The 18,251-nt window shown below is 70.0% G+C and carries 14 protein-coding genes; 10 read left to right on the top strand and 4 right to left on the bottom strand.

The genetic code is table 11. From position 1 onward, the window contains the following. Window positions 1–15: 15 nt before the first annotated feature. Window positions 16–1,578 (bottom strand): S8 family serine peptidase, encoded by a 1,563-nt coding sequence (locus AB0M48_RS01465; RefSeq protein WP_363835208.1) that lies wholly within the window; start codon window positions 1,576–1,578, stop codon window positions 16–18. A gap of 133 nt (window positions 1,579–1,711) precedes the next feature. Here AB0M48_RS01465 and AB0M48_RS01460 point away from each other — a divergent pair, with 133 nt between their 5' ends. After that, a complete protein-coding gene (locus AB0M48_RS01460) occupies window positions 1,712–4,609 on the top strand; it encodes an AAA family ATPase (protein ID WP_363835207.1) in 2,898 nt (965 codons plus the stop codon). Between the two features lie 20 nt (window positions 4,610–4,629). On the opposite strand, the gene AB0M48_RS01455 is transcribed toward AB0M48_RS01460, so the two are convergent. Continuing rightward, a complete protein-coding gene (locus AB0M48_RS01455; protein WP_363835205.1) occupies window positions 4,630–4,947 on the bottom strand; it encodes a bifunctional 3-phenylpropionate/cinnamic acid dioxygenase ferredoxin subunit in 318 nt (105 codons plus the stop codon). Window positions 4,948–5,111: 164 nt separating this feature from the next. Here AB0M48_RS01455 and AB0M48_RS01450 point away from each other — a divergent pair, with 164 nt between their 5' ends. The 4 genes from AB0M48_RS01450 to AB0M48_RS01435 all read left to right on the top strand — a co-directional run bounded on the left by AB0M48_RS01450 (window position 5,112) and on the right by AB0M48_RS01435 (window position 11,115). Next, window positions 5,112–5,894, top strand: coding sequence for an IclR family transcriptional regulator (locus AB0M48_RS01450; RefSeq protein WP_363835204.1), 783 nt, complete (start codon window positions 5,112–5,114; stop codon window positions 5,892–5,894). Between the two features lie 288 nt (window positions 5,895–6,182). Further along, window positions 6,183–7,268 carry an S-(hydroxymethyl)mycothiol dehydrogenase gene (locus AB0M48_RS01445; RefSeq protein ID WP_363835202.1) on the top strand — a complete coding sequence of 362 codons (1,086 nt, stop codon included), beginning with the start codon at window positions 6,183–6,185 and terminating at the stop codon, window positions 7,266–7,268. Further along, window positions 7,265–9,712 carry an FAD-dependent oxidoreductase gene (locus tag AB0M48_RS01440; protein WP_363835201.1) on the top strand — a complete coding sequence of 816 codons (2,448 nt, stop codon included), beginning with the start codon at window positions 7,265–7,267 and terminating at the stop codon, window positions 9,710–9,712. The genes AB0M48_RS01445 and AB0M48_RS01440 overlap by 4 nt, the downstream gene beginning before the upstream one ends. Window positions 9,713–9,981: 269 nt before the next feature. Continuing rightward, window positions 9,982–11,115 carry an aromatic ring-hydroxylating dioxygenase subunit alpha gene (locus AB0M48_RS01435; RefSeq protein ID WP_363835199.1) on the top strand — a complete coding sequence of 378 codons (1,134 nt, stop codon included), beginning with the start codon at window positions 9,982–9,984 and terminating at the stop codon, window positions 11,113–11,115. On the opposite strand, the gene AB0M48_RS01430 is transcribed toward AB0M48_RS01435, so the two are convergent. Next, window positions 11,099–11,758: a GntR family transcriptional regulator gene (locus tag AB0M48_RS01430; protein WP_363835198.1), complete on the bottom strand. Its 660-nt coding sequence runs from the start codon at window positions 11,756–11,758 to the stop codon at window positions 11,099–11,101. The genes AB0M48_RS01435 and AB0M48_RS01430 overlap by 17 nt on opposite strands. A gap of 69 nt (window positions 11,759–11,827) precedes the next feature. Between AB0M48_RS01430 and AB0M48_RS01425 the strand changes: the two genes are divergently transcribed. Genes AB0M48_RS01425 through purU form a run of 5 tightly spaced genes read left to right on the top strand, consistent with a single transcriptional unit; the run spans window position 11,828 to window position 17,600 of the window. Continuing rightward, window positions 11,828–13,066 (top strand): sarcosine oxidase subunit beta family protein, encoded by a 1,239-nt coding sequence (locus AB0M48_RS01425; protein ID WP_363835886.1) that lies wholly within the window; start codon window positions 11,828–11,830, stop codon window positions 13,064–13,066. Between the two features lie 8 nt (window positions 13,067–13,074). After that, window positions 13,075–13,356 carry a sarcosine oxidase subunit delta gene (locus AB0M48_RS01420; RefSeq protein ID WP_363835196.1) on the top strand — a complete coding sequence of 94 codons (282 nt, stop codon included), beginning with the start codon at window positions 13,075–13,077 and terminating at the stop codon, window positions 13,354–13,356. Beyond that, window positions 13,353–16,190, top strand: a complete 2,838-nt coding sequence (locus tag AB0M48_RS01415; protein WP_363835195.1) for a 2Fe-2S iron-sulfur cluster-binding protein — start codon at window positions 13,353–13,355, stop codon at window positions 16,188–16,190. The genes AB0M48_RS01420 and AB0M48_RS01415 overlap by 4 nt, the downstream gene beginning before the upstream one ends. Beyond that, window positions 16,180–16,776: a sarcosine oxidase subunit gamma family protein gene (locus tag AB0M48_RS01410; RefSeq protein WP_363835193.1), complete on the top strand. Its 597-nt coding sequence runs from the start codon at window positions 16,180–16,182 to the stop codon at window positions 16,774–16,776. Before AB0M48_RS01415 ends, AB0M48_RS01410 begins: the two co-directional genes overlap by 11 nt. After that, window positions 16,758–17,600: a formyltetrahydrofolate deformylase gene (purU, locus tag AB0M48_RS01405; protein ID WP_363835191.1), complete on the top strand. Its 843-nt coding sequence runs from the start codon at window positions 16,758–16,760 to the stop codon at window positions 17,598–17,600. The genes AB0M48_RS01410 and purU overlap by 19 nt, the downstream gene beginning before the upstream one ends. On the opposite strand, the gene AB0M48_RS01400 is transcribed toward purU, so the two are convergent. Then, the gene (locus tag AB0M48_RS01400) at window positions 17,597–18,151 is read right to left on the bottom strand and encodes a class I SAM-dependent methyltransferase (protein WP_363835885.1); all 555 of its coding nucleotides are present in this window, start codon (window positions 18,149–18,151) and stop codon (window positions 17,597–17,599) included. The genes purU and AB0M48_RS01400 overlap by 4 nt on opposite strands. Window positions 18,152–18,251: the final 100 nt, after the last annotated feature.

The raw sequence follows: 18,251 nt of genomic DNA, 5'->3' as shown, positions 1-18,251 counted from the left end.
TCCTTCCGGGCGTCGTCAGAACGTCAGGGTCCAGGTGTCGATGTTCCCGGCGTCGTAGGTCCAGACGTCGGTCACCTGCAACTTCCACGTGCCGTTGCGGTTCTCGGCCGAGGCGTCGACCGTGAAGGTCTCGTGCACACCGGCCGAAGAGGTGGCGCCCTTGGCCTTCTTGAGGCTGTAGACGGCACCCGACGGACCGACCAGGTCGATGGCCAGGTCAGCGGTGTAGGGGTGGTTGATGTCGACCTTGACCTGGGTGGTGGCCGAGGCCTTGCCGGTGCAACCGGTGACGTTCACCGACGACGTGACCGCGGTGTTGTTGTCCGGAATGGACACGTCGTCCCCGTTGGTGGCCGCGGCACACGGCTCCGGGTCGGGGCCGCCGCCGCCCATGAAGCTGATGTTGAGCAGCTTGTTCGGCGAGCCCTGGAGATCGGTGATCTTGCCGGTCGTGGCGTTGTTCACCAGCGCGTCGCGAACCTGGGCAGGGGTTGCGGACGGGTTCGCGGACACGTACAGCGCGGCGGCACCGACGACGTGCGGGGTGGCCATCGACGTGCCGCCCATGGACGTGGTGCCGCCGCCGTTCCTGGTCGACGTGATGTTCGAGCCAGGCCCGAAGAGGTCGACGCACGAGCCCCAGTTCGAGGCCTGCCCGCCGGTGTAGATCGAACGCTTGTCGGCCGAGTCGCTGGCGGCCACCGTGATGCCCTCGGGCACGCGGGCGGGAGAGGTGTTGCAGGCGTTGCCGTTGTTGTTGCCGGCCGCCAGGCCGAACGTCACGCCCGCCGCGATCGCGCGCTTCACCGCGTTGTCCACAGTGGAGTCCGCGCCGCCGCCGAGGCTCATGTTCGCCACGGCGGGCTTCGTCGCGTTCTGGGCCACCCAGTCGATGCCCTTGATGATCTGCGAGTACTGGCCGTTGCCCGAGCAGTCGAGCACGCGGACCGCGACCAGGTTGACCTTCTTCGCCACGCCGTACGTCTTCGACCCGACCGTGCCGGCGACGTGCGTGCCGTGGCCCTGGCAGTCCGAGGCGTCCGCGTCGTTGTCGATGAAGTCGTAGCCGTCCTTGGCCCGGCCCTCGAACTCGGTGTGCGCCTTGTAGATCCCGGTGTCCAGGACGTACGCGGTCACGTTCGAGGCGGTGTTCGGGTAGGTGTACTTCGCGTCGACGGGCAGGTTGGCCTGGTCGATCCGGTCCAGCCCCCACGTCGGGCTGGTCTGGGTGTCGGAGATGCTCGCCCAGCCGTCCTGCTGCACGTAGGCCACCGACGGGTCGGTCGCGAGCCGCCGTGCCGCCGCCTCGTCCAGCTTCACGGCGAAGCCGCGCACCGACGCGACGTAAGTGTTGCTGACCTTGCCACCGTGCTTGCGGGCGAGGTCGAGCGCCTTGGCGTTGGTGGTCGGGACGTCGGTGGCACCGTCCTTGAACACGACGATGTAGCTGCCCGCGACGGGCCTGTCAGTCTTCTGGATCGAGCCCGTCTGGGCGGAGACGGGGCTGCTCACCGCCGCCGCGACGGCCAGGCCGAGGCCGGCCGCCGCGAGCACTCGTGTTGTGCGATCGAGTCGCATCTCGGGTTCTCCGTTCTGGCCGCCACTGCAGGGATGGGCGGCACGTGCCGATCACCATCGATCGAGGCCGAACGGCGAACAATCCGGATATCGCTACGTAGGGATACCCGTCTTTCACCTACCATCGGTGCGGATGAGCCGGACACCGAAGTCCAGGGCGCGGCGCTGCGACCCCGGCGGACTGATGCGCACCAGCTCGCCGGTGCTGGTGGGCCGAGGTGACCAGCTCGGCGCGCTGCGGGCGGCCGTGCCGAGCCAGCCCGCGGTGGTCATGATCGAGGGCGAGGCGGGCGTCGGGAAGTCACGCCTGGTGCGGGAGTTGCTGGACGCCGACCTGGGGCCGCTCTTCGTCCTCATGGGTCACTGCCAGCCGGTGGGGGAGCCGTTCCCGTACGGCGCGGTGCTGGAGGCGTTGCGCGACTGCACGGATCGCCTGGCGCGCAACCACTCCCGGCTGAGCCCGGTGTCGGGTGTGCTGGGTTCGGCGTTGCCGGAACTCGCCGGGCACCTGCCACCACCGCTGCCTCCGACCGGTGATCCGCGGGCGGATCGGCACCGGCTGTTCCGCGCGATGCGCGAACTGATCAGCGTGCTCGGACCGGTGCTGCTCGTCGTCGAGGACCTGCACTGGGCCGACGACGGGTCCCGGCAGCTGCTGCGGTTCCTGATGGGTGATCCGCCGGCCAACCTGTCCATCGTGGTCACCTACCGGCGCGAGGACGTGCCGGGTGGTGTGCCGCTCGGCTCGGCGTACCGGCCGCCCACCGGCATCACCAGCGCGTTGCTCGAACTCGAACCGCTCGACGTGGCCGAGGTGCGGGCGCTGACGTCGGCGATCCTCGACGGCGAGGCGGTGTCGGCGGAGTTCGCGGCCAAACTGCACGAACGCACGGCGGGCATCCCGTTCGTCGTCGAGGAGACGTTGCGAGCGTTGCGGAATCCCGCCGGCGCCGTGCACGCGGACGGCGCCACGGCGCGCAGGCTGCTCGACAACGTCGAGGTTCCGGTCCTGCTGCGCGACGCCATCGCCGAACGCCTGGCCGCGCTGCCCGCCGCCGCCACCCGGCTGGTCGAGGCCGCGGCGGTGCTGGGCGCGCCCGCGTCCGCCGAACTGCTCGGCGAGGTGGCGGAGATCAGTGAGAGTCGTGCTGCCCTGACGCACGCGCTGACGGGCCACGTCCTGCACGAGGTCGACGCACGGCGGTACGGCTTCCGGCACGCGCTGGCCCAGCAGGCCGTCTACGACACGTTGAGCGGACCGGACCGCCAGGAGCTGCACAGCCGCGCGGCCGAGGTGCTCGACCGGGTCGAACCACGCCCGCTCGTCCAGCTCGCCGAGCACAGCGAACGTGCCGGGCGCACGTCCGAGTGGCTGCGCTACGGGGAGGCCGCCGCGGACCGGGCGGTCGAGAACGGCGACGCGGGCACGGCCACCGCTCTCCTGCAACGGCTGCTGCTCGACCCGGCCGTGCCCGCGGCCGACGTCGACCGGCTCGCGATCAAGCTCGGTCAGGTCGCCCACCAGGGCCTCGACCAGCTGGATCCGACCGAGGCGCTGGAACGCCTGCTGTCGGACCGGCGCCTGTCGACCGCGGCGCGCGGCCAGGTCAGGCATTACCGGGGTGTGTTGTTGATCCGCCAGGCGGGCGGGGTCGAGGAGGCCCGCTCCGAGCTCGAACGGGCCGTCGCCGACCTGACCGAGTGCCCCGAGCTGGCCGCGCGGGGAGAAGCCGTGCTGGGACTGTCCTACCTCGGCATGACCCCGATGAGCGAGGTCCAGCCCTGGCTCGACCGCGTCAGCCGGACGCGCGCGGCCGAGACCGATCCCGAGCAGAAGATGGCGTTGTACGCCAACGAGGTCGGCTCCAAGATGCACACGGGCGACCCCTCGGTGCTGGCCGAGTGGGCGTTCCGGCCCGCGTCCACCTCCGGTGAACTGCGCCAGCTCGCCCGCGCCCACTGCAACCTCGCCGACGCCATGACCACGACCGGTCATTTCGGCCGCTGCGCCGACCTGCTGCGCGACGGCCTGAGGTTCGCCGCCGAGTGCGGTGCCCCGTTCACGGCGAGCACCGCCCACGCGACGAGGGCCCGCCTCGACTGGCTGACCGGCAACTGGGACGGCCTCGCCGACCGGGCGTCGAGCCTGCTCGACGAGTACCGCGACCTGTTCCCGCTGGCCAGCGAGCTGTGCCTGGTCCTCGGCTCGCTGGCGATGGCGCGGGGGGAGTGGGCGGAGGCGACCAGCTACCTCACCGAGACCGGCGCGTTCGCCCCCGAGGAGTCGATCGTGCCGGTCGCCATCGCGGGCTGCGCGGCTCTCGCCCGGACGATGCTGGCCCAGGACGAGATCACCCGTGCCTGCGTGGACGTCGACCGCGGCCTCGCGATCGTGCGCACGAAGGGCGTGTGGGTGTGGGCGACCGAAATCGGACCGGTTGCCGTGGCCACGTTCCTCGCCGCCGGGCGGGAGACCGACGCCGAGACGCTGATCGAGCAGATGGCGGCGGGCATCGACGGCAGGGACGCCCCGATGGCGTTCGCCGCCCTCGCCTGGTGCCGCGGCCTGCTCGCCGAGGCACGCGGCCAGGCCGACGCCGCCATGTCCCTCTTCCGCGAGGCCGCCGACCGGTACTCGGCACTGCCCGCGCCCTACCTCACCGCGCTGGTCTCCGAACGCGAAGCCGCCTGCCTGCTGCCCTCCGACCAGGAGAAGGCGGCCGAGATCCTGTCGGCCCTGGTGGACACGTTCGACGGCCTGGGCGCCACCCGTGACGCGGCCCGGTGCCGGCACCAGCTGCGCAGCATCGGCGGCGGCAAACCGTCACGGCGCGGCAGGCGCGGGTACGGCGACGAGCTGTCGCCCCGCGAGCAGGAGGTCGCCCGGCTGCTGGTCGCCGGCCACACCAACCGCAAGATCGCCGACGTGCTGTTCCTGTCGCCGCGCACCGTCGAGCAGCACGCGGCACGGGTGCTGCGCAAGCTCGGGGTGTCGTCGCGGGCCGAGCTGCAGGCCGAGGACCTGGCTTAGGTCGAGGCCCGAAGCTGTTCTCACGCCACGGCTTCGCGGCCGTCCGTGTCCACGTAGATCACGCCGTCCCGCACCACGACCGGGTACGTGCGCACGGCCTTCTTGGCAGGCAGGCACGTCGGCACGCCGGTGCGGAGGTCGAAGAGCGCGGCGTGCAGCGGGCATTCCACGAAGCACCCCTCCAGCCAGCCCTCGGACAGGGACGCGTCCTGGTGGCTGCAGGTGTCGTCGATCGCGTAGAACTCGCCGTCCGCGTTGAAGACCGCGATCGCAGGCTTGCCGTCGACCCGCAGGGACTCACCCGGTGGCAGGTCGTCGACGGCGCATGCGGTGATCATCAGAAACCCTCCGTTGCGTATTACGGAACCGGGTGTGCGATACGCAACAGCAGAATGACGGAGGTGTTCAGACGCGTCAAGGCTCCAATGTCCAGCGTTTCCCCGGTGCAACACCGCGTGCTCGTTCGCAACACCGCGTTGCGCCAATCGGATAGTGTTGCGTGATGAGCAACAACGGGCAGGCGCGCGACCCGGCGCTGGTGCAATCGGTCGATCGGGCGGTGTCGGTGCTGGAGCTGCTGGTCCGCAACGGGGAAGCGGGAATCACCGAGATCGCCGCCGAGCTCGGCGTGCACAAGTCCTCCGCGTCCAGGCTCGTCTACACGCTCCAGGCCCGTGAGCTCGTGGAACAGGACGGCGAACGCGGCCCGTTCCGGATCGGTCTCGGCATGCTGCGGTTCGCCGGAGCGGTGAGCGGCCAGCTCGACTACGTCCGGGTGGGAGGCCCCGTCTGCTCGGCGCTCGCGGACCGGCTCGGGGAGACCGTCAACATCGCGGTCCTCGACAGCGACGTGGCCCTCAACGTGAGTCAGGCGCGAGGGAGCTCCGCCGTGGCGGCGCAGAACTGGATCGGTCAGCGCACGCCGTTGCACGCCACGTCGAGCGGCAAGGTCCTGCTCGCTGCCGCGTCACCGGCCGAGCAGGAACGCCTGCTCTCCGGCGACCTGGAGTCCTGTGCTCCACGCACGATCACCGATCCCGTGAAGCTGCGCAGCGTGCTGCGTCGCACCGCCGAGGACGGGTTCGCCACCTGCATGGAGGAGCTGGAGGCCGGCCTGCACGCGGTGGCCGTGCCGGTGTTCGGCTCGCGTGGTGACGTCGTGGCGGCGATCAGTGCCGCCGGTCCGGCCTACCGGCTCTCGCAGAAGCGCATGCCCGAGATCGTCGAGGAGCTGCGCGTGGCCTCGCGCGACCTCTCCGTCCGCATGGGGCATCCCGTGCTGTGAAAGACGTTGATGAACGACGAGCCCCCGGTCGCGGCCGGGGGCTCGTCGTCGTTCCGGGTGCCTCCGTCCGTGCGACAAGGGCTTGACAACGGCTCGTGCGAGTCGCACCGTGATGCGCTGTAGTTGCATAATGCGGACCTTGTTGCGTACTGCGGAACTTGCTCGGAAGGGTTGGCCCGTTGTCGCTCCCCGTTCCCACCACCACGGTTCAGGACGACCTCTCCGCTCGCGTCGCCCGGCCGGCGGCGAAGAACTCCCTCTTCCCCCACCTCTGACAGGAGCGACTCAGTGGCACATGCGGTGAACGGTGTCGTGGCTGCGGGGCGTGGGGCCAAGGTCTCGGTCGAGACCATCCTCGTGCCGGACCCCGGCCCCGGCGAGGCGCTGGTGGAGGTGCGGGCCTGCGGGGTCTGCCACACCGATCTGCACTACCGGGAGGGCGGGATCAACGACGAGTTCCCGTTCCTGCTCGGGCACGAGGCGGCGGGCGTCGTCGAGGCCGTCGGCGACGGCGTGACCGGCCTCGAACCCGGCGACTTCGTGATCCTCAACTGGCGCGCGGTGTGCGGTTCGTGCCGCTCCTGCCTGCGAGGCCGGCCGCAGTACTGCTTCAACACCCACAACGCGGCACAGCCCATGACGCTGGAGGACGGCACACCGCTGTCACCCGCGCTGGGCATCGGCGCCTTCGCCGAGAAGACGCTCGTCCACTCAGGACAGTGCACCAAGGTGAACCCGAAGGCACCGGCCGAGGTCGCGGGACTGCTCGGCTGCGGCGTGATGGCGGGCATCGGCGCCGCGATCAACACCGGCGGCGTCACCCGCGGCGACAGCGTGGCGGTCCTGGGTTGCGGCGGTGTCGGTGACGCGGCCATCGCGGGAGCCCGGCTGGCGGGGGCGCGCACGATCATCGCCGTCGACCTCGACGACACCAAACTCGAATGGGCGCGGCGGTTCGGCGCCACGCACACGATCAACGCCCGCGAGCGGGACGTCGTCGAGGCGATCCGGGAACTCACCGAGGGCAACGGCGCCGACGTCGTGATCGACGCGGTCGGCCGCCCCGAGACGTTCCAGCAGGCGTTCTACGCCCGTGACCACGCCGGTCTCGCCGTGCTCGTGGGCGTGCCGACCCCGGACATGGTGCTCGAACTGCCGTTGATCGACGTGTTCTCGCGCGGTGGCGCCGTGAAGTCGTCCTGGTACGGCGACTGCCTGCCTTCACGGGACTTCCCGATGCTGATCGACCTCTACCTGCAGGGCCGGCTCGACCTCGGCACGTTCGTCTCGGAGACCATCGGGCTCGGCGACGTCGAGAAGGCGTTCGAGGACATGCACCACGGCCGCGTGCTGCGTTCGGTGGTGGTCCTGTGACCCAGCCGAGAGTCGTGCTGATCGGCGCGGGCATCGTCGGATGCGCGCTGGCCGACGAACTGACCGCGCGCGGGTGGACCGACATCACCGTGCTCGAACAGGGACCGCTGTTCGCGACGGGCGGATCGAGCTCCCACGCGCCGGGCCTGGTCTTCCAGACCACCGGCTGCAAGACCATGACGTCGTTCGCCAAGTACACCGTCGAGAAGTACACGGCGCTGACGATGGACGACCAGTGGTGCTTCCAGCAGCTCGGCGGCCTGGAGGTCGCCACCACCCCGCAACGCTGGACGGACGTCAAGCGCCGCCACGGCTGGGCGACGTCGTGGGGCGTCGAGAGCTTCCTGCGCGACCCGGAGGAGTGCGCGCGGCTGCACCCGCTGCTCGACCCGGCCAAGATCCTCGGCGGGTTCCACATCCCGGGTGACGGCATCGCGAAGCCGTTGCGCGCGGCCGAGGCGCAGGCGCGCAGGGCGATGGAGCGCGGCGCGAAGTTCCTGGCACACCACAAGGTCACCGGCATCGAACGCACCGGGCGCCGGGTGAAGGCCGTCGTCACCGAGCACGACACCTTCCCTGCGGACGTGGTGGTGTCCTGCGTCGGCATGTGGGGCCCGCGCATCGGCAGGATGGTCGACCTCGACATCCCGCTCGTCCCGATGGCCCACCAGTACGCGAAGACCGCTCCGTTGCCGGCGTTGAAAGGCGTCAACACCGAGCTGTCCGAGATGTCGAAGCCGTTGCTGCGCCACCAGGACGCGGACCTGTACTTCCGCGAACACGTCGATCGCATCGGCATCGGCGCGTACGGACACCGGCCGATGCCGATCTCGGCGGACGACATCCTCGACTTCGGCGTGGCACCGACCATGCCGTCCGAGATCGCGTTCACCCCGGAGGACTTCGAGACCTCCTGGGACGCCGCCGTCGACCTGCTGCCGGTGCTCGCCGACTCGAAGGTCGAGGAGGGCGTCAACGGCCTGTTCTCCTTCACCCCGGACGGCAACCCGCTGCTCGGCGAACACCCCGGCCTGACCGGGTTCTGGGTGGCCGAGGCCGTGTGGATCACGCACTCGGCCGGTGTCGCGAAGGCGATGGCCGAGTGGCTGGTCGACGGGCAGCCGGGCATCGACCTGCACGGCTGCGACCTCAACCGGTTCGAGGACGTCCAGCGCTCGCCCGGTTACGTGCACGAACGCAGCTGCCGGGCGTTCGTCGAGGTCTACGACGTCCTGCACCCGCTGCAGCCCGCCGAGAACCCGCGGCCGTTGCGCACCAGCCCGTTCTACGAGCGCCAGCAGGAACTCGGCGCGGTGTTCCTCGAAGCCTCAGGCTGGGAGCGGCCGCACTGGTACGAGGCCAACGCCTCACTGCCCGAGGTCGCGGAGATCCCCGAGCGCAACGAGTGGGCGTCCCGGTTCTGGTCGCCGATCGCCGGCGCCGAGGCCCTCGTCGCGCGCAAGCGGGTCGCGATGTTCGACATGACCGCGTTGAAGCGCCTGGAGGTCAGCGGTCCGGAGGCGTTGACGTTCCTGCAGACCATGACCACCAACCAGCTCGACCGCAAGCCGGGCGCGGTGGTCTACACGTTGCTGCTCAACGAGGACGGGGGAGTGCGCAGCGACCTGACCATCGCCCGGCTCGGCGAGAACCGGTTCCAGGTCGGCGCGAACGGCCCGCTCGACCTCGACTGGCTGCGCAGGCGCATGCCGCGCAACGGCGGCGTGCACATCACGGACATCACGCCCGGCACGTGCTGCATCGGCCTGTGGGGGCCGCTGGCCCGTGATCTCCTGCAGCCGTTGACCCGCACCGACTTCTCGCACGAGGCGATGGGGTACTTCAAGGCCCAGGAAGCCTTCATCGGCGAGGTGCCGGTCACCGCGATGCGCCTGTCGTACGTCGGTGAGCTCGGCTGGGAGCTCTACACCACCGCGGACATGGGTCGGCGTCTGTGGGACACGCTCTGGGAGGCCGGGCAGCAGCTCGGTGTCATCGCGGCCGGGCGCAGCGCGTTCACGAGCATGCGGCTGGAGAAGGGCTACCGGTCGTGGGGCGCCGACGTGACCGCCGAGCACGACCCGTTCGAGGCGGGGCTGGGCTTCGCGGTCCGGATGAACAAGGGCTACTTCCACGGCCGCAAGGCGTTGGAGGGTCGTTCCGGGGAAACCGTGAGCCGCAAGCTCACCTGCCTGGTCATCGACGACGACTACCAGGTCGTCATGGGTTCCGAGCCGGTGTTCGCCGGTGGTGTGCCGGTCGGGTACGTGACCAGCGCGGCCCGTGGCTACTCGATCGGCAAGAACATCGCCTACGCCTGGTTGCCGGCCGAGGTCGCGGTGGAGGGAACTCCGGTCGAGATCGAGTACTTCGGGGTGCGGATCGGGGCCGTAGTGGCACCCGAACCGCTGTTCGACCCCGAGATGAAGCGGATCCGCTCTTGACCTCTCCGCGGCCGAAGCCGAGAGCATCCAGCCTCGCGGTTGGAGTTTTCTGCTTCGCAGCCCGTCGCCGCCTGAGGTTTCCAGCTGGGGACGGTGTGCCGCCCACGGTCTTGCACAAGCTCCACAGACCTGACTTACCGTCGGCCCGACGGTAGACCGGTGAGTCGCCTCGGCCGGTACCGCCAAGACCATCGGCCTGGCTTCCGGCTATTGCAACCGGGCTGTCCACGTAGGAGCGATCTCCTTCGACTTCCCTTCACGGAGCCACCATGACCCAGACCGAACTGCCGTCCAGCCTGATCCCCACGTTGCCCGGCAACACCTACACCGATGCGGCGATCTTCGCGCTGGAGCAGCAGAACATCTTCGAGCGGATGTGGTTCTGCGCGGTCCGCGGCGCCGACCTGCCGGACGCGGGCAACTTCCGGACCGTCCAGATCGGACGCGAGAGCGTCCTCGTGACCCGCTCGCGCGACGGCTCGCTGCGCGCGTTCCTCAACATCTGCCGCCACCGCGGCGCCAAGCTGTGCGTCGAGGAGACCGGCACGGTCAAGCGCAACTTCCAGTGTCCGTACCACGCCTGGACCTACGGCCTGGACGGCAGGCTGGTCGCCGCGCCGAACCTCACGTCAATGCCGGACGTCGACCGCGTCGAGTACGGGCTGAAGACCGTGCAGCTGCGCGAGTGGCTCGGCTACGCGTGGATCTCGCTGGCCGACGAGCCAGCGTCGTTCGAGGAGACCGTGCAGCAGGACGTGCGCGAACGCCTGGGCAACCTCGACGCGATCGGCAACTACCAGGTCAGCGAACTGGAGCTGGGCCGCCGGATCACCTACGACGTCAAGGCCAACTGGAAGCTCATCATCGAGAACTTCATGGAGTGCTACCACTGCGCGACCATCCACCCCGAGCTCACGGAGGTCCTGCCGGAGTTCGCCGACGGGTACGCCGCGCAGTACTACGTCGGGCACGGGGCGGTGTTCGGCGAGGAGATCAAGGGCTTCACGATCGACGGCAGCGAGGGCTTCGAGAACCTGTCCGGCGTCGCCGCCGACCAGGAACGCCGGTACTACGCGATCACCGTGCGGCCGCAGGTGTTCATCAACCTCGTGCCGGACCACGTGATCATCCACCGGATGTTCCCGATGGCCGCCGACCGCACGATCGTCGAGTGCGACTGGCTCTACGCCAAGGACGTCGTCGCGACCGGCAAGGACGTGTCGCGGTCCGTCGAGCTCTTCCACCGGGTCAACGAGCAGGACTTCGAGGCCTGCGAGCGGTGCCAGCCCGCCATGTCGTCGCGGGCCTACCGCGACGGCGGTGTGCTGGTTCCCTCCGAGCACCACATCGGCGAGTTCCACTCGTGGGTGCTGGAGAAGCTGGCGGTCAGATCAACGCCCTGATCGCCTGCTCGAAACCGATGACGTGCTGGGAGGCGAGTTCGCTCGCCTTCTTCGCGTCGCCCTCGACGATCGCGGTGAGGAGGGGTACGTGCTCGTCGACGTGACCGGCCATTCCGGACAGTCGTGGCAGGAACACGCACCAGATCCGGGTGGCCAGGTTGTCGTAGGAGATCAGGGTGTCCTCGAGGAACGGGTTGTGCACGCACCCGTAGATCGCGCGGTGCACACCGACGTCGGTGCGCAGGAGCTCCGTGTTGTCGCCCGTCGGCGCCGCCGTGTCGAGCCGCGAGCGCAGCTCGGTGAGTGCCGCCCTGTCCTGGCCCGTGGCGCGTTCGGCCGCGGCTGCCGCGGCCAGGGGTTCCAGCGTCCGGCGCACCTCGGAGATGTGGGAGAGGTCGGAGATGTTCACGTCGGTGGCGAACGTGCCGCGGCGCGGGAAGGCGACGACGAGCCGTTCCTGCTCCAGCCGCTTGAGGGCTTCGCGGATCGGGGTGCGGCCGACGCCGAGCTCGGTACGCAGCCTCTCCTCGTTGATGGGCTCACCCGGCTTGATTTCCAGCATCACCAGGCGATCTCGCAGGACCGCGTACGCCCGCTCGGTGAGTGAGACGGAGGCGGGCTCGTCGTTGACCCGTGCGTTCATGTGACCTACGGTAACGCACAGACTGATATACCAGTAGTCGACCAGATGACTCAGCTGGAGGCGTCGCGCATGACCAGCTCGGCTCAGCCGCTCGGAGCGCACCTCCCGGAGCACCCCGACTTCCTCTGGGACGACCCGGAACCGAAGCCCTCCTACGACGTCGTGGTCGTCGGCGGTGGAGGGCACGGCCTCGCGACCGCGTACTACCTCGCGAAGGTGCACGGCATCACGAACGTCGCGGTGCTGGAGAAGGGTTGGCTCGCGGGCGGCAACATGGCCCGCAACACGACGATCATCCGGTCGAACTACCTGTGGGACGAGAGCTCCGGCATCTACGAGCACTCGCTGAAGCTGTGGGAGGGCCTCGAGGACGACCTCGGCTACCCGATCCTCTTCGACCAGCGCGGTGTCCTGAACCTGGCGCACAGCCTGCAGGACGTGCGCGACAGCGTCCGGCGGGTCAACGCCAACCGGCTCAACGGGATCGACGCGGAGTGGGTGGATCCCGCCGGGGTCAAGGAGATCTGCCCGATCGTCAACACCTCGCCGGACGTCCGCTACCCGGTGCTGGGCGCGACCTACCAGGCGCGCGCGGGCATCGCGAAGCACGACTACGTGGCGTGGGGCTACGCGCGGGCCGCGCACGCGATGGGCGTCGACCTGATCCAGAACTGCGAGGTCACCGGGCTCGAGACGTCCGGTGGCCGGATCGCCGCGGTCGAGACGTCCCGCGGTCGCATCGCCGCCGGCAAGGTCGCGTTGTGCGCGGCCGGACACAGCTCGGTGCTCGCGAAGATGGTCGGACTGCGGTTGCCGCTCGCCTCGCACCCGTTGCAGGCCCTCGTCTCCGAACTGCTCGAACCCGTCCACCCGACCGTCGTGATGTCGAACGCCGTGCACGTCTACGTCTCCCAGGCCCACAAGGGAGAACTGGTGATGGGCGCGGGCATCGACAGCTACAACGGTTACGGGCAAAGAGGTTCGTTCCACATCATCGAACAGCAGATGTCGGCGGCATTGGAGCTGTTCCCCGTCTTCGCGCGAGCCCACCTGCTGCGGACGTGGGCGGGCATCGTCGACGTCAGCCCGGACGCCTCGCCGATCGTCGGCCTCACGCCCGTCGGCGGCCTGTCCCTGAACTGCGGCTGGGGAACCGGCGGCTTCAAGGCCACGCCCGGTGTCGGCGACTGCTTCGCGCACACCATCGCCCACGACAAACCGCACCCGTTCAACGAACCGTTCACCCTCGAGCGCTTCACCACGGGCGCTCTCGTCGACGAGCACGGCGCCGCCGCCGTCGCGCACTAGGAGCAGGCATGCAACTCATCCCGTGCCCGTGGTGCGGCCCGCGCGAGGAAGCGGAGTTCCACTACGGCGGCCAGGCGCACGTCGCCTACCCCGAGGACCCCTCGGCGCTGACCGACGAGCAGTGGGCGCAGTACGTGTTCTTCCGGGAGAACCCGAGCGGCCCGTTCGCCGAGCGCTGGAGCCACCACGCCGGATGCCGCCGGTGGTTCAACGCCGTGCGCGACACCCGCACCCACGACCTGCTGGCCGTCTACCGCGTGGGCGAGCCCATGCCCGAGGTGACCGCATGACCTTCCGCACCCCGAACGGTGGTTCGATCGACCGGAACACCCTGCTGCACTTCACCTTCAACGGCCTCCCGTACACCGGGCACCCCGGCGACACGCTCGCGTCGGCGTTGCTCGCTCACGGGGTGCACGAGATCGGCAGCAGCGTGAAGCTCGGCCGGCCGCGCGGCATCGTCGCGGCGGGGTCGGAGGACCCGACGTCGCTGGTGCAGGTCGAGGCGCCGTTCTCCGAGCCGATGCTGCTCGCCACGACCGTCGAGCTGTACGACGGTCTGGTGGCGCGCGGACTGGCGGGTCAGGGACGGCTGTCGCCCGAACCGGACCCCGCGCGCTACGACGCCAAGCACGAGCACTGCGACGTGCTGGTCGTCGGCGCCGGGCCCGCCGGTCTGGTCGCGGCGCTGACCGCCGCTCGCAGCGGTGCGCGGGTGGTGCTGGTCGACGAGCAGAACCAGGCCGGTGGCGCGCTGCTGGGCGTGGACGAGTACCTGGACGACCGGCCGTCCGCCGAGTGGGTCGCGGACGTCGTGGCGGAGCTGAGGAGCACGCCCGGTGTGCTGGTGCTGGAGCGCACCACGGCGTTCGGCATGTACCAGGACGGGTTCGTGCTGGCGCTGCAGAAGCGCACCGACCACCTCGGGTTCGCGGCGCCGGCCGCGCTGGCACGCCAGCGGGTGTGGCGGATCAGGACGCGGCAGACCGTGCTCGCCACCGGCGCCCACGAACGGCCCGTGGCCTTCGCCGACAACGACCGGCCGGGGATCATGCTCGCCTCGTCGGCTCGCACGTTCCTGCACCGCTACGGCGTGCTGCCCGGATCGCGGGCCGTTGTCTTCACCACCAACGACAGCGCGTACTGCGCGGCGATCGACCTGGCCGAGTCCGGTGTGGACATCGCGCTGATCGCGGACGCCCGCCCGGAGACGCCCGTCCGGCTGGCGGAGGAATGTTCGGCGCGGGGCATCGAGGTCCGCGCCGGACACGTGGTCGTGGGGACCGAGGGCGAGGGCCGGGTGACCGGGGTGCGGATCGCTCCGCTGGCCGTCACGTCGCCGGACGTCACCGTCGCCTGCGACACCGTCCTGGTGTCGGGCGGCTGGAACCCGGTGGTGAGCCTGTTCAGCCAGGCACGCGGGGCGCTGCGCTACGACGCCGAACTCGGTGCTTTCGTGCCGGGCGAGGAACTTGCCACCGTGCGGGTCGCCGGATCCGCGACCGGTGAGCTGGACCTCGGCGCGTGTGCGCGGCAGGGCCGGGACGCCGGTGCGCGGGCCGCGGCCGCCGCCGGGTTCACGCCGGGCGGCCAGGTTCCGCTGCCGGTGTCGGACTCGCGCTGCACGGCCCGTTCCGGCCTGGTGCTGTGGCGGGTGCCGGGCAACGAGGACGCGAGCTTCGTCGACCTGCAACGGGACTCGACCGTGGCGGACGTGCTGCGGGCGACCGGCGCGGGTCTGCGGTCGCTCGAGCACGTCAAGCGCTACACGACCATCGGCACCGCGCACGACCAGGGCAAGACGTCCGGCATGATCGCCGCGGGCATCGTCGCGGAGGAACTGGGCGTCGAGCTGGCCGAGCAGCGGCCCACGACGTTCCGCCCGCCGTTCACGTCGGTGTCGTTCGCCGCGCTGGCCGGGCGGGACCGCGGCGAGCTGCACGACCCGGTGCGCGTCACGTCGATCCACCCGTGGCACGTGGCGCACGGGGCGTTGTTCGAGGACGTCGGCCAGTGGAAGCGGCCCTGGTACTACCCGCGGGACGGCGAAGACCTGCACACGGCCGTGCTGCGCGAGTGCAAGGCCACGCGCGAGAGCGTCGGCATGATGGACGGCTCCACGCTCGGCAAGATCGACGTGCAGGGCCGTGACGCCGGCAAGTTCCTGGACATGCTCTACACGAACATGATGAGCACGCTGAAGGTCGGCAGGATCCGCTACGGCGTGATGTGCGGCGTCGACGGGATGGTGATCGACGACGGCACCGTGATCCGGGTCGGCGAGGAGCGGTACCTCGTCACCACGACCACCGGCAACGCCGCCAGGATCCTCGACTGGATGGAGGAGTGGCTGCAGACGGAGTGGCCGCACCTCGACGTGCACTGCACCTCGGTCACCGAGCACTGGGCGACGATCCCGCTGGTGGGCCCGCGATCCAGGGACGTGCTGGCCGCGGTGGCCCCTTCACTGGACGTCTCCACCGAGGCGTTCGAGTTCATGACCTGGCGTGACACGGAGGTCGCCGGTGTGCCGGCGAGGGTGTGCCGGATCAGCTTCTCCGGCGAGCTGGCCTACGAGATCAACGTAACCGCGTGGCACGGCATCGCCGTGTGGGAGGCGCTGATGGCGGCGGGGGAGCAGTACGGGATCACGCCGTACGGCACCGAGACCATGCACGTGCTCCGGGCAGAGAAGGGCTACCCGATCATCGGGCAGGAGACCGACGCGACGGTCACACCGCAGGACCTGGGCATGTCGTGGGCGGTGTCGAAGAAGAAGCCCGACTTCATCGGCAAGCGCTCGTTCGCCCGTGCCGAGAACAACCGCACGGACCGCAAACAGCTCGTGGGGTTGCTGCCCGTCGATCCGGCCGTGCTGCTGCCGGAGGGGTCGCAGATCGTGGAGACCGACCGGCTTCCCGAGCCGCCGGTCCGGATGCTCGGCCACGTCACGTCGAGCTACCCGAGTGCCGCTTTGGGCCGGACGTTCGCGCTGGCGCTGGTGCGCTCGGGTCACGAACGCATCGGCGAGACGCTGTACGTGCCCGTCGAGGACTCGCTCGTGCCGGTCACCGTCACCGAATCCGTGCTGTACGACAAGGAAGGAGCCCGTCGTGACGGTTAGTCCCCTCGCTGCCTGGCACGACCGGCTGGCGGCGCTCGCCCCGGTGCTGGACGTCGCCGAGGTGCCGTTCCGCTCGCAGCTCACCGTCCGCGTGTCCGATCCGGACGCCGTCGCGGCGATGGGATCGGCGCTCGGCGTTCCGTTCCCTTCCAGTGCTTGCACTTCCACCTTCGGCGCCGGACCATTCGGGGACGTCGAGGTGCTCTGGCTCGGTCCTGACGAGTTCCTCGTCACGGCTTCGCCCGGCCTGCAGGTCACGATCGAGGAGGTGTTGCGTGGCGCGCTCGGGACTGTCGCAGGGTCCGTTGTGGACACTTCGGCTCAGCGCACGACCGTGGTCCTTCAAGGGCCGCTCGTCCGGCAAGTGCTGGCTCACGGATGTTCCGTGGACCTGCACCCGTCTTCGGCTCCCGTCGGCACTTGCGTGCAGACACTCCTCGCCAGGACGGGAATCGTCCTGCAGGTGACCGGCGAGGACCGGTACACGGTCCTGGTGCGGTCGTCGTTCGCCGAGTACTTCGCGGCGTGGCTCAGCGACGCGTGCACCGAGTACCTGGCGGTGGCGCGATGCCCCAGTTCACGCTGACCCTCCACTGCCCGGAGCGGGCGGGCATCGTGCACGCCGTCACGTCGTTCCTGGTCGACCACGGCTGCGACATCGTGCAGCACCAGCAGTTCGACGACGACGTGCGCGGGAAGCTGTTCCTGCGCACCGCGTTCTCCTGCGCCTCCTCGAACGCCGTCGACCTCGCCACGGAGTTCGCGAAGGTCGCGAGCCAGTTCGCGATGGAGTTCGACCTGTGGGACGACCGGCCGCCGCGCGTCCTCGTGATGGTGTCGAAGGCCGGGCACTGCCTCAACGACTTGCTGTTCCGCTGGCGCGCGGGCAGTCTCGGCGGCGAGATCGCCGCCGTCGTGTCCAACCACGAGGACCTGCGGCCGATGGCGGAGGCGGCGGGCCTCGACTTCGTGCACGTGCCGAACACCGCCGGCACCAAGCACGCCGCCGAACAGCGGCTGGTCGAGCTCGTCGAGGAGTACCAGGCCGACCTGGTGGTGCTGGCGCGGTACATGCAGGTGCTGTCGAACGACCTGTGCTCGAAGCTCGCGGGCCGCGTGATCAACATCCACCACTCGTTCCTGCCGGGCTTCAAGGGCGCCAAGCCCTACCACCAGGCCTACGACCGCGGCGTGAAGTACGTGGGCGCGACGGCCCACTACGTCACCCCGGACCTCGACGAGGGCCCGATCATCGAGCAGGAGGTCCTGCGGGTCGACCACTCCTACGACCCGCGTGCGCTGACCGCCGCGGGCCGCGACGCCGAGGCACTCGCGCTGTCGCGGGCGGTCCGCTGGCACTGCGAACACCGCGTCCTGCTCAACGGCAACGGCACCGTCGTCTTCCGCTAGGACACGCCCTCGGGCTTGCGCATCAGCAGCTGAGCCTGCAGGAACCGTTCGCCGTCGATCGGTTCCCGCACCAGCCGTCCGACCTCGGCGAAGCCCGCCTTCCCCAGCAGTTCCGCGAGGGTGGAAGGGGACCAGCGGTAGGCGAGCGTCACCTTGTGGTCGAACTCCTGCGGCTCGGGATCGTCACCCGCGAAGAACCCCAGCAGCAGATGGCCTCCCGGAGCCAGCACGCGGAAGAACTCGGCGAACACCGCCGGGACCTCGTGCGGCGGCATGTGGATGACCGAGTAGAACGCCAGGATGCCGCCGAGAACCCCGTCACCGAGGTCCAGCGCGGTCATCGACCCCTGCTCGAACCTCAGTTCCGGATGCGCTTCGCGGGCGAGGGCGATCATGGCGGGGGAGAGGTCCAGGCCGAAGACGTCCAGCCCCAGCGAACGCAGGTGCGCGGTCAGGTGCCCGGGGCCGCAGCCGAGGTCCGCCACCGGCCCGTCGGTGAGTTCGGCGAACGCGGCCAGCATCGCGCGGTCGAGGGGCCTGGTGTCGAGCATGTCGCTGAAGAGTTCGGCGTACAGCGAGGCGACGGCGTCGTACGGGGTGGGCACAGAAAAATCCTACAACGAATTAATGGAAGTCCATTGCTGTTGCCAG

The sequence above is a fragment of the Lentzea sp. NPDC051208 genome, assembly GCF_040682435.1.
Taxonomy (GTDB): domain Bacteria; phylum Actinomycetota; class Actinomycetes; order Mycobacteriales; family Pseudonocardiaceae; genus Lentzea; species Lentzea kristufekii.
The sequence above is the reverse complement of the archived record's forward strand: the minus strand, read 5'-3'. Positions and strand labels throughout refer to the sequence as shown.

Coding starts and splice junctions, on each gene's coding strand:
- AB0M48_RS01450 (WP_363835204.1), top strand. CDS start 5,112: ATGAGCAACAACGGGCAGGCGCGCGACCCGGCGCTGGTGCAATCGGTC.
- purU (WP_363835191.1), top strand. CDS start 16,758: ATGCCCCAGTTCACGCTGACCCTCCACTGCCCGGAGCGGGCGGGCATC.
- AB0M48_RS01455 (WP_363835205.1), bottom strand. CDS start 4,947: ATGATCACCGCATGCGCCGTCGACGACCTGCCACCGGGTGAGTCCCTG.
- AB0M48_RS01435 (WP_363835199.1), top strand. CDS start 9,982: ATGACCCAGACCGAACTGCCGTCCAGCCTGATCCCCACGTTGCCCGGC.
- AB0M48_RS01460 (WP_363835207.1), top strand. CDS start 1,712: ATGAGCCGGACACCGAAGTCCAGGGCGCGGCGCTGCGACCCCGGCGGA.
- AB0M48_RS01425 (WP_363835886.1), top strand. CDS start 11,828: ATGACCAGCTCGGCTCAGCCGCTCGGAGCGCACCTCCCGGAGCACCCC.
- AB0M48_RS01465 (WP_363835208.1), bottom strand. CDS start 1,578: ATGCGACTCGATCGCACAACACGAGTGCTCGCGGCGGCCGGCCTCGGC.
- AB0M48_RS01415 (WP_363835195.1), top strand. CDS start 13,353: ATGACCTTCCGCACCCCGAACGGTGGTTCGATCGACCGGAACACCCTG.
- AB0M48_RS01430 (WP_363835198.1), bottom strand. CDS start 11,758: ATGAACGCACGGGTCAACGACGAGCCCGCCTCCGTCTCACTCACCGAG.
- AB0M48_RS01420 (WP_363835196.1), top strand. CDS start 13,075: ATGCAACTCATCCCGTGCCCGTGGTGCGGCCCGCGCGAGGAAGCGGAG.
- AB0M48_RS01400 (WP_363835885.1), bottom strand. CDS start 18,151: ATGCTCGACACCAGGCCCCTCGACCGCGCGATGCTGGCCGCGTTCGCC.